The organism is Paenibacillus hodogayensis, from assembly GCF_039536325.1.
Lineage (GTDB): Bacteria > Bacillota > Bacilli > Paenibacillales > NBRC-103111 > Paenibacillus_AB > Paenibacillus_AB hodogayensis.
On record NZ_BAAAYO010000001.1, the window covers coordinates 1,319,179 to 1,332,927 of the forward strand.

The following is a 13,749-nucleotide window of genomic DNA, read 5'->3' on the forward strand; positions in this document are numbered from 1 at the left end:
TTTCAATCCACGCACTCCATACGGAGTGCGACGGTCTACCGAAGCTACCTTCCTCCGTCAGGTATGTTTCAATCCACGCACTCCATACGGAGTGCGACGAAATGCTCAAGGAACTCGGTCACGATCCTGATAAGTTTCAATCCACGCACTCCATACGGAGTGCGACGCATCGCGAGGAAGTGCAGCCCGGTATTTGTTAGTTTCAATCCACGCACTCCATACGGAGTGCGACTGTATTCATCCGACGCAAAGTAATAACCCAACATGTTTCAATCCACGCACTCCATACGGAGTGCGACAGCGAAAATGAGGCAATCCATGCCGAATTCGCATCAATTCATTCTGCATTTCATCGGAATCGATCGAATTTCAATATAAATTCAAACTTGACTATTTTTAAAGCCCTCCAAAAACGACTTCTTTCGACAAATTGTGAGGTGCGAAGGAACCGGGATTTTTATGGGAGCTACCCATTCGCACCAGCGAAAGCACAGTCGATTTTCACAGAAAATTTGCTCAAGTAGACGGTTCGGCATAAGCAGTTCGAAGGCTCGCGAATCAGCCGAGCCTCCTTGCTCCTTTGCTCGCGATCACCACTTGGAAGAGCCCGACGACTTGCCGCCGCCAGAGCCACCTCCGCCACCCCAGCCGGAGCTTCCGGAGGAACGGCCGCCGCCACCTCCGCCACCTCCGCCGCCGTTGCGCCGCCGCTCCTCTTCTTGATGCCGCAGGTATTCTCGTTCCAATTGGGATATGATACCTCTGCCGTCCGTGATGCGCCGCGTAGCTTCTTCAAACCGCCCGGTCGCGATCAGGCGTTCGATATCTCCCTTCATGCCGGCGTAAGAGGACGCATACGCAGCGACGTTGATGACTTTGCCGTAGCGCTCGTACCGGCTCATATAGTCGCTGTGCAGCTGGTTGTACAGCCGCATCGACTCTTCCTTCTCACGAGCAAGTCGGCCCACCTCCGCAGTCAAGCCGTCCACCAGCGTGCCGAACGATTGCAGCTGCTGCTCGACGCGTCCCATATCCACCCCGCCAGCCCGCAGGGCGCTCTCGACGCCGCTAAGCTGCGTCTTCCCGTCGGCGACCATCCGGCGCGGCGCATCCATGCTCACCTGCAGCCGGGCAAAAGCGTCGGCCGCCTGCAAGTACCGGGTACGGCTGGCCGCGAACCGGTCGTTCGCTTCGCGCAGCGCCTGTTCCATCCGGGCGCGGTACGCCAGGCTTTCCTCCCGCGTCTTGGCTGCCTGAGCGACAACCAGATTGGCCCGCTCTCCGCGTTGACGGGCCAGACGGTACTGCTGCACGCCGGGATCGAGCGCGCCGCGCAGCTCCTTCAACAGCCGGGTCAGCTCATCATTGGCCTGCTTCGTCTGCGCCAGCCGCCCTTCCTGCTCGCGCACGTGCGTCTCGCCGAACTTCCCGCGTAGCTGAGCAAGCTCGGTCGCGTAGGAAGCCTCGAATTCGCCGATTCCGGATAAAAACCGCTCTGCCTCGCGCACCGCATTGTGGCCGTAGTCCCGGTTGGAAACCATTTCGGCCACGGCGTCGCTGGCGCCCTGCAAACCTCCTTCGACGAGGTCCGAGCACGCTTTGGCCCCGGTCGCGTCCCCGCTTTCGATCAGCTTGCCGAGCCGGGGCAGTTCCCCCTCGGCCTGCTTCAGCATCCGGAACGGATCAGCATCGATCAGCAGCAGACGTTCGCGCTCAACGGCAAGCCTCAGCTCAGACTCGCGGTCGCGCAGGCGCGGCACGTAGCCCGGGTACAGCTTCACCTGCCGCCGCAGCTCGGTCACGCCCGCCGTCAAGACGGCGGCAAGCTGCAGAGCCTGCTGGGCAAGCGAATCGGCTTGGACAAAATCGAATTCGTCGACATTGTCGGCGTTCTCGCCCAGCGCGCGCACCTGTTTCAGCTGCTCCCGGAGCACCGGCAGCGGATAAGCCGTATCGGAGGCCAGCGACTCGAGCGCAACGGAAGCTTCCTCCGCCTGCGTCTTCACGCTAGCGACGGTATGCCGCGCTGCGGCGGACAACGACTCCAGCTCCTCCTGCGTCGCCTTCGCCTGACCGACCCGTCCGACATACGCCTCAACCTCGCCCTTGAGCTGCTTGGCGGCGCGGCCGTCGGCCGCCGCCGACCAGAAGGACATGCGCTGCTGCCCAAGGCGCTCGACCAGCTCCTGCCCCTGCCTTTGCAAATCGATCGCTTCCTTCTCGAGCCCGGACACGCGCTGCTTCGTTTCGCCCTGCATAAAGCCCATTTCCAGTTCCTTTAGCAGTTGCGACACGATAACGCCGCTGACCGTCTTATCCGCATCGGCGCGCAGCTTCTCCGCTTCCCGGATCGTTGCTTTCGCCTTGGAGCGCAGGCCAAGCTGGCGAATCAGCACCACGAGGAGCACCAGGATGGCCAAAGCCAGCACGACGATGGCGATCGTCTTGCCCGACATCCCCTTGACGCTGCTTGCCGCGCCCGCCGGTGCAGGTGGAAGCTCATTCACGTAGCGGCTGACGGCAATGACGCCGTCGGCTACTTTGCCGCTGCCCGCTAGCGGGACGAACGCTCGGTCGACGACGCCCTTCGCATTGCGCGCGGCGCTTGCCGCTACACGGTCCTTCAGCTCCACATTGTCGAACACGAGGTGAACGAAATTGGGATCGGTCGTAATGACCAAAATGAGCTGGTTCGGCTTCAGCTTCCAGCCGTCGTAAGCGTCGTTCGCCAGCTTCTCGCCGTCCTTCTCGTTCAAACCGCGAGCGGTCAGCACCTGCAGCTCGTATCCTTTACCGCTTACGCTGTCCGCGATTCTCTTCGCATCCGCTGCCGAAAACAATCCGACCGGATCGGTCACGACGCCCTCCTGCTTCGGCAACCCGGCCGCCCAGACAGGCAGCTGCGCCAGCATAAAGACCATGCATACGAAGAGCATCACTCTCATTGCGCTGTACACGTTTTTCACTGTCGATCCCCTTCCGAACGATGCTCGATATCGTCTATTTTGGCATGCCTTCAGTATACCAAAGAACGCCGCGCAAAGTCAGACCCCTTTACCAAATTCCGGCATAACCTCAAGACGCATCGAAGTACGCTCGCCGCCCGCTGTGGCAGACCGTTCGGCCAAAACGCTCCGCCTTCCGACCTGCCCGCAAACGGAAAGAACGACGTTATTTTACTCCCATCACACCCTGGACGAACGCTTTCATCGCGCTGTCGCCCGTGTCCAGCAGCCAGCTCCGCAATGGACCCGCTTCCCCTTGGAAGTGCCAGTCCAGCACTTCGTTCAGCCGAGCGTAGTACGCCGGGTTTTCCTTCGCTTCAGCGGCCAGATCGTCAACCAGATTCTTCCAGTTGCGGATAGGCGGCCCGAACGCCCGCTCGGGGTACATGCCTGCGAGCAGCGAAGCGTTGCGCGCAGACTGCTCCGTGTATAGAACGGCGGCCAAATAATTGCCCACGAAGCGATGGCTCCTGTCCGCAGAAACCGCTTCGGCCAATACGGGCAGCGCCTCCGCATAACGGCCTTGCATCATCAGGGCCGTCCCGTGCATAGACTGGTCGTACGGCGTCGGCGGCAGCCCGGTCACCCGGTCGTACAACGCAAGCATCCGGTCGTACCGCGGCCAGTCCCGTTTTTCATAAGCGTCCCCTCTCAATGCGCTCACATACATCGGGGCCGGATGCAGCTCGACCAGCCTTGTCAAATACGGCAGCGCCTGCTCCCCGTACGTTTTGTCGTCCGTCACCCAGCTCTTCGCTTGCAGCAGGCGAACGAGCATCCGCAGCGAATGAACCGGCTCCGGCTCGGCTTCCAGCTCGCGCATATAGCCGGCCAGCGCGTCGTCGAACCGTCCCGCCTGCACCAGTTTGTCGGCTGCAGTCATGCTGCGCTGCTTGACGTAGAAAAAAGGAGGATTTCCTACGGAGCCGTCGTCCAGACGGTACCCGTTGCTTTTGGTCAGCAGCTCTCCGCTTCCGCTGTACGCCTCCACCGTCCAAAACAAGCGGCTGTCCGGATTCGTAAATCCGAGCAAGGTCGACGGATCGGTCGACGACCAGTCGCCGGGCGTTTCGTAGGAAAGACCCGTCTGGACATCGTAGAGCGCCTGAGCTGGCACGCGCAGACGAGGCTCAGGAATACCCGTTCTCAACTGCATGCCTGCCGTACCGTTGCGAATTTCCGTACCGATCATCACCGTATAAAAAGCCGCTCCCTCTACCTCCTTCCATTGAAATTCGATATCTCCCTCGCCGATCGTTGCCTCCTTGACGGGCGATAGCTGCTCGATCAGCCGCTGCATCGTAACCGGCACCCTCACGTTGCCGCTCCCGTCCACCTCAATCCAGTCGTCGCGTACGACCGGCCATGTCCAGCCGCTGATCTGGTCGAAGTCCAGTCCCAAGTAAAGCTGGTAGTTGCCCGGCTCCACATGCTGAAACCGGAAGGCCCCGTGCTCGTCGGTCATTCCCTGATAAGGATCGTTCTCCTGTACGCTCTGGTTCACGATCCGTTCGTCCCGCAAATAGACGCCGGCGTGCGCGATCGGCGTGCCGTCGCTGCGCAGGACGGAGCCGGATACGGCCGACGCGGAGCTTTGCCGCCGAGCGGCCTCGCTTTCCAGGTGCGTCTTCATCCGGATCAGCTGCTGCCGCTGCGGGGAGTCCCCGCTCCCGTCTGTTCCGACGGCCGTTTCCGTCCGGGCGAGCTCTGCTTTCAAGCCCTCAAGGACAGGGATAAGCTTGCCGCTATCTACGGCAATCCGGGCTCTCCGCTTGGCGATACGATCATTCAGATCGTTCTCTATTCCGGTCAGCTTCAAGCTCAAGGCGGCCAGCATCGCTTCCGCTTCCTCCCCCCGCCCCTCATCGGCCCTTACGCCGGCGGCCCGGTAAACCAGCTCGTGACGCATCGTCTCGTACCGGTCCCCGGCCAGCCGCTTGGCTGCCTGCTCCAGTACAGCCACGGCCCGGTCGGTCTCTCCCTCCTCTTGGAGGAGATAGGCCAAATATTCGGCAGACCGTACCAAATAACCGTTCACCGGAGCCTGCCCGACGTATTGCTCCAGGTAAGGGATTTTATCTTCGCGGCTAAACAGCTCTTTCTGGCTGCCGTTCTGATATTGGGAAAAATTAGGTCCGATATACAGATCGAAATCGGAGGCGCGAACCTTATCCGGCGCATCTTCGATCATATAGTCCCGGATCAGCCCCCACCGCTGCTTGGCCACGATCGCTTTGCCGCCGAGCGCCTCGAGAATGCCTTCTCGACCCAGACTGTCGTGGGCGGCCGCCAGTTTGCGGGCATTGTAAAGCCGCGCCTGCGGAGCGACATATTCGGTCAGCAGCGGAATGACGATACCGATGGCGACGACGGACAGCACGAGCTGCTTAACCTTTATTTTCAATTTCCATCCCAGCACGGGCTATCCCCCTTTCGCTCCATCCGCCTTCCCGCACGGCGCTTTCGTCTTCGTCCCCGGCTGACGTCGGCGGCTTCTCGGCGGAAGGAACGGCCTTCTCCAATTGATCCTTCCAATACATGCTGCCGCCTGCCTCGACCAACTGCCGGGTGCCGGCCGCAGCCTCGTTCCGCTTATGCGGCGATGCCGCCTGTTGGATTCCGAACAGGAACAGCACCATCGCAACAGCGGCGCCGCCAGGTACGACCGGAATTTCCAGCTCCTTGTTCCACCAGGCGCGCAGACGCTGCCCGAACGTCCGGGGATGCGTCCGCCGCACGACCTGCTCGACCGCGTCGAAACGCAGCGGCTCCAGTTCTTCCCGGAGCCGCTCCCGAAGCGCGGCATCCCCCGACTCGCGGACCGCCTCCGACGTTTCCCCGCTCGAAGGAATTCCCGCCGATTCGGCTGCCGGAACGGATGGCCGCGCTTCTTTTTCCCGGCTCCCCGTTTCTCCGTTTGTCCCCGCCCGTTTCTCTTCTTCGCCGCGTTGGCCGCCTTTATCGCTCATCTTCGTTCGCCTCCTTCTCCAGGATTCGCTTCAGCTGCGATCGCGCCCGGGCGAGCCGGGATTTGATCGTATTGCCGTTTATGGCCAGCAGCTCAGACATCTCGCCGATTCCCAATTCGTTGAAATAAAACAACGCAATGACTTCCCGGTACGGGTATGACAGCCTGCGGACGGCGTCCGTCAACCGTCGGTCCCGCCACTCCAGCAGCAGCTTTTCCTCGGGCCCGTTTTGCGTCCGGTCCGGCAGCTCCGCGGCCGATTCCGGGCGAGCCAATGCGAGCAGCCGCTGCCAGCTCCACGAGCGCCGGCTCATCCGGCAGCGATTGACCACGATGCGGGTCAGCCAGCTTTTTATTTTATCAGGGTCCTGCAGCTGTCCGATCTTGTAGAAGGCCGTCACGAACGTATCCTGTACCGCCTCTTCGGCCGCCTGGCGGTCCTTCAGCAGCAGGTACGACGTACGGAGCAAATAGTCGCCGTATAGCGCCATCAGTTCCCGCAGCGCCACCTCGTCCTGCCTTCGCAATCGTTCTACGACATTCAGACCGCTCCCCCCTCTCTATCTATACATCCAGATGCGGCTTGCCCCGATCCGGTTGCATCTTTTCGCAAAAAAATTTCGCACGCCCGCACGGGACTTTACAGAAAAAAGCTCCTCTGCGCGAGGAGCTTCCTGTTTCCGTATGCACGGAGTCGTATGCGGTTGTTCAGGGCTGACTTGCTTCCCCAGTATACCTTAGTTGCGGCCTTGGTTTCAATTTGGGAAGGCCTCCAGGGCACTCAGCTCTTCAAATAACGCTGGTAAGCCGAGTTGTACAGCTTCAAGTATTCGTCCAAGCCCAATTTCTTGAAATTGTCGACGAATTTGTCCCAGTCCGTGAAAGGAATGTCGCCAAAAATAAACTTGGCTTCCCATTCGGTCACATAGGTGTTTATATCTTTATCCAAAATTTGGATTCTCGTATTTTCGTCCAGCGTGTAGTTGAAGATCGGCCATACTTCCTTCAAAATGTCCGCCTTGACTTTTTCCGTCGCAGCGGTTGCCGTCGGCAAGCTTTCCGCGCCTTTAAAATATTTTTGGATGACGAGCGCCGGGTAGCGGCCGCCCGGCCAGGACAAATATTGAATGAGCGCCTGCTCGACCGTCAGCCCTTTCGGATTGTTTTTGATTTCGTCGACAAAGTCGAACGAGCCGTCGGGAAGCTCCTTGTACGTCACGTCCTTGAAACCCATAAGGAACAATTTGACGCCTTCCTCGCCGTAGAAGTGGTCGATCCAGCGGACCGTCGCTTCCGGATTTTTGTTTTTGTTCGTAATGACGAACGAGCCTGGGTAACTAACCGCCGGCCGGGTCAGAGAGAACAAATGATCCCCGTACGGCCCTGTATAGGCCACGCCGCCGATATATTCGTTTTTGTTAATCAAGGTTTGCGGGTTGGTCGCGATCATCGCCCCGTACAAGCCTTGTGACCCTCTCGCTAAAAACTCGTTGCTCTTGATCGTGAAAATATCTTTATCGATCAGGCCTTCCGTATACAGCTTATTGATATATTGCAGCAATTCCTTGTACTTGGGGTCCGTCGGAATGAACCGGATATTGTTCGTTTTCGGGTCTACGTCCACCAGGTTATGCGCGGCCCCTCTGTTGCCGAGTCCCCATGAGCCCCGCAAATATTGCACGAGAGGGGTAATCCCTCCTCCGGTGCCGAACGGAATTTCGTCCAGCTTGCCGTTGCCGTTCAGATCGGTCGTTTTGACGAGCTTCAAATAGTTGTACAATTCGTCCGTCGTTTTTGGCTCGGGCAGGTTCAATTTGGCCAGCCACTCTTTGTTCAGCCACATTTTGTTGTTCGTCCTGGCCGTTGTGAATTCGGGATCGACCGCAGTCGGGAACGAGTAGATGTTGCCGTCGGTCATCGTGATGGCCCGCTTGATCTCGGGGTTTTTCTCCATCAGCTTTTTAAGGTTCGGCGCGTATTTGTCGATCAAATCGTTCAGCTTGATAAACACGCCCTGCTCGCCGTATTTCAGAAGATCGGTAGACGGAAATTGCGCCGTATGGAACGCGTCCGGCAGATCGTTGCTTGTCAGGACGAGGTTTCGCTTCTCCGCAAGTCCGTCGAATGGGACCAGCTCAAAGTTGACCTGGATGTTGCTCTGCTTGGCGTATTCCTTCCACAGCGTCAAGTCGTTCCAGTTCGCCGCGGTCGTGGCTGCTTTGCCGGCAAAAATTTTCAACGAAATCGGCTCCTTGACGATAGGAAAACCGGTCGTATTCAAATTTTGAACGGGCGTTTCTTTCGCAGGCGGCGTCTTTTCGGCTTGTCCGCTTTCCTTGCTCGGACTCGTTCCGCAGCCGGCCAGGCCCGTCGCCAAGGTTAAGGATAAAAAGCCAGTAAACACAGTTCTTTTTCTCATGAATCAGCCAGACCTCCAACAGGTGTAATTATCCTTTTACAGCGCCTATAAAAATCCCTTTCACAAAATATTTTTGCAAAAAAGGGTATAAAAGGAGCACAGGCAAATTGGCAGCGATAACGGCGGCATATTTGATCGATTCCGTAGTCAACACATTTTTCAACAAGGAATCGTCTCCGAGCGAAACCATATCCTGCAAATCGTCTTGGACCAATATTTCCCGCAGCAGCAGCTGCAAAGGATACATCTTGCGGTCGTTCAAATACAGCATCGCGTTAAAATAGGCGTTCCAGTGCGCCACGCTGTAGAACAGGATCATGACGGCAATAATCGGCATGGACAAAGGCAGCACGACTTTCCACAGCATCTTCAGATTTCCGCACCCATCGATGGAGGCGGCCTCCTGCACTTCCCCTGGAATGGTCGTCTGGAAATACGTTCGCATGATGATCACATTCACGACCGACACCGCGTTCGGCAGGATCATCGCCCACACCGTATTGATCATGCCGAGGTCCCGGATTAGCAAATAAGTCGGGATCATTCCTCCGCTGAAAAACATCGTGAACAGCAGGAAGGCGGTGACGAGCTGCCGCCCCATCACATCTTTGCGCGACAACGGATAAGCTGCGCATACCGTCAGCACGAGATTGATGGACGTACCGACCGCCGTGTAAATAATCGTATTGAGAAAGCCTCTTTGCAGCTCTGTGTTGTGGATAATTTTGTCATAGCCCGTAAATTGAATCCCCCTGGGCAGCAGCAGCACTTCTCCGGTGATGACCGCCTGCGGATCGCTGATCGACGCGATCACCACAAAAAACAAAGGATAAGCCACGATCAACACAATGAAGCAAAGAAAAATCGTAATGAACCAATGAAACCTTCTGTCTTCGCGTCCTTTTCCGAACAAAGCGCGTCCTCCCCCGTTTACCATAAGCCCGTATGATTCAGTCGCTTGACCGCCGTGTTGACCACAACCAGCAAAGTCAGATTGACGACGGAGTTGAACAGCCCGACCGCCGTCGAGAAGCTGAATTGTCCTTCCACGATGCCGGTCCGGTACACATAAGTCGAAATGATGTCGGACGCCTCCATGTTCAGAGGATTTTGCATCAGGAACGCTTTCTCGAACCCGACCCCCATGATCGTGCCGATTTGCAGCAGCAGCAGCACGATGATCGTCGGCATAATGCCCGGCAGGTTGACGTGCCGGATACGCTGCAGACGGCTCGCTCCGTCGATCCGGGCGGCTTCGTGTAGCTGAGGATCGATGCCGGCCAGCGCAGCCAAGTAAATGATCGAGCTCCACCCCATGTTTTGCCATACGCCCGAGAAAACGTAGATCGTCTTGAACCAGGCCGCATCGGTCATGAACGAGATCGGTCCGATCCCTACGTAGTGAAGCAATACATTGATCACGCCGTATTTAGGCGACAGGAAGATCATCACCATGCCGACCAGGACGACCGTTGACAGGAAGTGTGGAGCGTAGGTGATCGTCTGCACGAAGCTTTTAAAATATTTGTTTCTCACCTCGTTGATGCAAAGCGCCAGGACGATCGGAACCGGGAAGCCGACGACGAGCTGGTAGAAGCTGATGCCGAGCGTATTTTTGAGCAGCCTCCCGAAATAGAAGCCTTTGAAAAACCGTTCGAAATGGGCGAAGCCGACCCAGGAACTCCCCCATATTCCCTTGGTGGCCACAAAATTTTTGAAGGCGATCAGAACGCCGTACATGGGGGTGTATTCAAAAACGATAAAATAAACAACGACCGGCAGCAGCAGCGCATATAAATCCCAGTTTGCTTTTATATTTTTCAGCAGCCTGGAGCGTACGCGGATGCTGGTCGTTGTTTTGGCCTGGAGCACAATCTCCCCCGACGAATTCTGCATAACATAACCCCTTAATGAGTGGATATTGGCCGAAAAAGCTTTTCGCTGACGCGCGGCGCGGAGCTTCTTACAGCAACTTCAGCAGCTTGCGGGCGTTATTGCCGAAGATGCCCTCGATCTCTTCCTCCCGGAACCGCAGCTCCCTGGCGATGCGAACCTGATCCTGCAAATAACGGTAAATAAAGCCGCGCGGAAAGCCGTTCGAATCCGTCCCGAAAATGATCCGTTCCGGGCCGATCAGCTCGTAGGTTTTGCGGAACAGCTGTTCCAGCGTCAAGTCGTAGGGCGTCCAGCGGGTCCACTGGTTGGAGCCTGACGTCTCCACATAAATATTCGGGCATCCCCAGCACAGGTGGAGCAGCTCCTGGAAATAGCCGGCGCCAAAATGCGGGATGATGAACGGAATGGTCGGATATTCCCGCGCCACATTGAAGATCGACAGCGGGCTAATGTTCAAATGCTGCACGATGCCGCCCGTGTGCCCCAGCATGCCGAAATGGATCAGCACCGGCAGCCGTCTTTCGGCCAGAAACTCCCACACCGGCGTAAGCGAACGATCGTGAAACGGGATTTGCACCAAAGGGCCGAACAGCTTGTAGCCCCTCAGTCCGAGCGTATCCACCGCTCGCTCCAGCTCCTCCCGCGCATCCGGAGCTTCCAAGGAATGATGGGCGAAGCCGGTAAACCGGTCCGGGCGAGCGGAAATTTTCGCTGCCAGATCGTCATTGTTGGCGGCAGTCAGAAAGTTGATGCCCCCGATATTATGCCGGTCCAGCGATTCGATCCAGCGTTCCATCAGCGGCTTGCCGGCGTCCTCGGGGTCGGAATCCGCCTCGGGAAAGTCCCAGGTCAGCCTCATTTTTTCCGCGCGTTCCCTGTTCTTCTCCAGGAGGATCTCGTTGGTCGACATAAAGGTCTGCGCATACGGCAAATGGCCATGAATATCAAACACTTTAAAGTCGTTGGTAAACATAGATGCCAGTCCTCCTGTTCCATTCTTCAAGTCTCTTCCGCAGATAAACAAAAAGACACCAACTTTGAGTCATTGCACCTGTATCAACAGATCCAATGTCAGAAAAGTCCGTGTCCGGTAGTCCGGTATGTCCGGTTGAATCAATACCCCTGTAATCCAATTCATTTACTATGCTTTTCATGATCTTATACTCGGATCGCTTCGCTGTCAATCCTGTTTTTGCAAAATTTCTTGTTTATTTACAAAATTCCGATTAATTCAATAAGAATAGTTTACAAAAATCCGGCCAGTCATTACAATGAATAAAAAACGGGATTGGAGCCCATTTCCAATCTGCGGTGACGAAAACGAGATTGCATGCAAAGGTGATGACGATGAGCGAAGCCAACCGAAGAATGATCTTGAATCTCGTTTTAAGCAATGCCGGTTCTCATCGCGGAGCCTGGCGCCACCCGAGCACGAAGCTGGAGGACATTCACGACCTGCATCATTTCCTGCGCCTGGCCCGGAAGGCCGAGGCGGCCCGGCTGGACTCGCTGTTCATAGCGGACGGGTTGTCGATCGAAGTGAAGGCCGTCCAGCACGGCCCGATCTTCGGCTACGAGCCGTTGACCCTGCTGTCCTCCATTGCCACCGTTACCGAGAGAATCGGCTTGATCGCCACCGTCTCCACCAGCTTCACCGAGCCGTATAACCTGGCCCGGGGCTTCGCTTCCCTCGACCATATTAGCGGAGGACGCGCCGGGTGGAACATGGTGACGACCGGGGTGGATCGTACGGCGGCCAACTTCGGTCTCGAGCATCTGCCCTCCCATGCCGAACGATACAAGAAAGCCCGCGAATTCGCCGAGGTCGTGCTCAAATTATGGGGCAGCTGGGAGACGGACGCTCTCGTACAAGATCGCGCATCCGGCGTGTATGCCGACGCGGACAAAGTGCACGACATCTTCCACGAGGGCCCCTATTTCTCCGTACGGGGCGCTTTGAACATCATGCGCTCTCCGCAGGGACGGCCGCTGCTGGTGCAGGCCGGCTCCTCGGAGGAGGGCAAGGATTTGGCCGCAGAATACGCGGAATTGATCTTTACGATCCAGAGGACGTTCGAGGAAGGACAGCACTTTTACGCAGATATCAAGGCGAGAACCGCTAAGGCCGGCCGCTCTCCGGACAGCCTCAAGGTACTGCCTGGGCTGCATGTCGTCGTCGGAGCGACGGAAGCGGAGGCTCAGGAGAAGGCCCGCGAGCTGCGGGGGCTCGGCTCCATCGAACGCTCGCTCATGTCGCTGTCCAACATGCTCGGCATCGATTTCTCGGGCTACTCGCTCGACGACCTGTTTCCGAAGCTGCCCGAGCCGGGCGAAGCTAATGCCTATCAGTCGTTTCACAAGATGGTCAAGGCGGTTGTCGATCAGCGGCCGGTGACCATCCGCGAGGTGCTGGAGAAATACTGGGTGGGGAACGGGGATCTGAATATAGCCGGTACGGCGGAGCAGGTGGCCGATGTGATGGAGCACTGGTTCCGCAACGGTGCCGCCGACGGCTTCAACGTCATGCCACAGCTGAACGGCGACACCGATCTGTTCTTGGACCTCGTCGTGCCGGAGCTCCAGCGAAGAGGGCTTTTCCCCGAAGCTTATGCCGGACGGACGCTGCGGGAGAATCTTGGGTTGGAACCGGTTTTGTGAGGGGGCGGGGTGGAGGCTCAATGGGCAATGCTTTTGATCTTCCGAGGGAGCTGAAAGGGATGATAGGAGCTCTAGGACGAAATGCGATCATGCATCGATTTCCTTCTTCTGATGTCCCATCGTTTGTTTCCCAGGCTTGCATATGCGGCAGAGCAGTAGCGTAAGGAGTGCAACTGGAAAAGGATGAGCCCCCGCTGGATGCAGACGGGGGCTTCCCTGTACTCCAAATGCGTGCGGCCGCGTTTTCGCATGTCCGGCAATCAGACAAACGTTTGAATCCACTCACTCCATACGGAGTGCGACGCTTCAGCCATAACCTTGATCTCATACAGATACTTGTTTCAATCCACACACTCTATACGGAGTGCGACTTAAGTATTGTGGTACCTTCGCGGCGGGCGAGGTTTCAATCCACGCACTCCATACGGAGTGCGACGTGCGACTCGCTTCTCTCCAAGCCTCGTCGTATGCTCGTTTCAATCCACGCAATCCATACGGAGTGCGACAGGATAAATACCCACCAAGGATACAAGCAGCGCGTTTCAATCCACGCAATCCATACGGAGTGCGACGTATAAACTTTAACTTCGTCTTCTGTCATTTGTGTTTCAATCCACGCAATCCATACGGAGTGCGACCGTATCCTTGTTTCACAAAAGCCGGGTCGTCCAGTTTCAATCCACGCAATCCATACGGAGTGCGACCGGGGAGTCTGGAGGCATGGAATAAAGCGTTTAAGTTTCAATCCACGCACTCCATATGGAGTGCGACGGCCGACGTAGTTACATCCGGCTTCAGTTTTA

Annotated in this window: 9 protein-coding genes and 1 CRISPR repeat array; of the genes, 1 reads left to right on the forward strand and 8 read right to left on the reverse strand. The window is 57.1% G+C overall.

Going from position 1 to position 13,749, the window contains the following annotated elements:
* Positions 1-590 precede the first annotated feature (590 nt).
* From ABD796_RS05355 to ABD796_RS05390, 8 genes are all read right to left on the reverse strand, one after another.
* The gene (locus ABD796_RS05355) at positions 591-2,966 is read right to left on the reverse strand and encodes a hypothetical protein (protein ID WP_344903935.1); all 2,376 of its coding nucleotides are present in this window, start codon (positions 2,964-2,966) and stop codon (positions 591-593) included.
* Positions 2,967-3,171: 205 nt separating this feature from the next.
* On the reverse strand, positions 3,172-5,424 hold the full coding sequence (locus ABD796_RS05360; protein WP_344903938.1) for a hypothetical protein: 2,253 nt from the start codon (positions 5,422-5,424) through the stop codon (positions 3,172-3,174).
* Positions 5,393-5,974, reverse strand: a complete 582-nt coding sequence (locus tag ABD796_RS05365) for a hypothetical protein (RefSeq protein ID WP_344903941.1) — start codon at positions 5,972-5,974, stop codon at positions 5,393-5,395. The genes ABD796_RS05360 and ABD796_RS05365 overlap by 32 nt, the downstream gene beginning before the upstream one ends.
* Complete coding sequence (locus ABD796_RS05370) at positions 5,964-6,482, reverse strand: sigma-70 family RNA polymerase sigma factor (protein WP_344903944.1); 519 nt, start codon at positions 6,480-6,482, stop codon at positions 5,964-5,966. The genes ABD796_RS05365 and ABD796_RS05370 overlap by 11 nt, the downstream gene beginning before the upstream one ends.
* A 272-nt stretch (positions 6,483-6,754) precedes the next feature.
* A complete protein-coding gene (locus ABD796_RS05375; protein ID WP_344903947.1) occupies positions 6,755-8,392 on the reverse strand; it encodes an extracellular solute-binding protein in 1,638 nt (545 codons plus the stop codon).
* A gap of 28 nt (positions 8,393-8,420) precedes the next feature.
* Entirely contained in the window at positions 8,421-9,305 is an 885-nt protein-coding gene (locus ABD796_RS05380) for a carbohydrate ABC transporter permease (RefSeq protein WP_379117708.1), read from the reverse strand.
* A gap of 17 nt (positions 9,306-9,322) precedes the next feature.
* Positions 9,323-10,288 carry an ABC transporter permease gene (locus tag ABD796_RS05385; protein WP_344903950.1) on the reverse strand — a complete coding sequence of 322 codons (966 nt, stop codon included), beginning with the start codon at positions 10,286-10,288 and terminating at the stop codon, positions 9,323-9,325.
* A gap of 67 nt (positions 10,289-10,355) precedes the next feature.
* On the reverse strand, positions 10,356-11,261 hold the full coding sequence (locus ABD796_RS05390; protein ID WP_344903953.1) for an amidohydrolase family protein: 906 nt from the start codon (positions 11,259-11,261) through the stop codon (positions 10,356-10,358).
* Positions 11,262-11,635: 374 nt separating this feature from the next.
* On the opposite strand from ABD796_RS05390, the gene ABD796_RS05395 reads away from it, so the two are divergent.
* Positions 11,636-12,946: an LLM class flavin-dependent oxidoreductase gene (locus ABD796_RS05395; protein WP_344903956.1), complete on the forward strand. Its 1,311-nt coding sequence runs from the start codon at positions 11,636-11,638 to the stop codon at positions 12,944-12,946.
* Between the two features lie 270 nt (positions 12,947-13,216).
* Positions 13,217-13,717: direct repeats of the CRISPR family, unit length 33 nt; unit sequence GTTTCAATCCACGCAATCCATACGGAGTGCGAC.
* Positions 13,718-13,749: the final 32 nt, after the last annotated feature.

Coding starts and splice junctions, on each gene's coding strand:
- ABD796_RS05365 (WP_344903941.1), bottom strand. CDS start 5,974: ATGAGCGATAAAGGCGGCCAACGCGGCGAAGAAGAGAAACGGGCGGGG.
- ABD796_RS05375 (WP_344903947.1), bottom strand. CDS start 8,392: ATGAGAAAAAGAACTGTGTTTACTGGCTTTTTATCCTTAACCTTGGCG.
- ABD796_RS05385 (WP_344903950.1), bottom strand. CDS start 10,288: ATGCAGAATTCGTCGGGGGAGATTGTGCTCCAGGCCAAAACAACGACC.
- ABD796_RS05390 (WP_344903953.1), bottom strand. CDS start 11,261: ATGTTTACCAACGACTTTAAAGTGTTTGATATTCATGGCCATTTGCCG.
- ABD796_RS05395 (WP_344903956.1), top strand. CDS start 11,636: ATGAGCGAAGCCAACCGAAGAATGATCTTGAATCTCGTTTTAAGCAAT.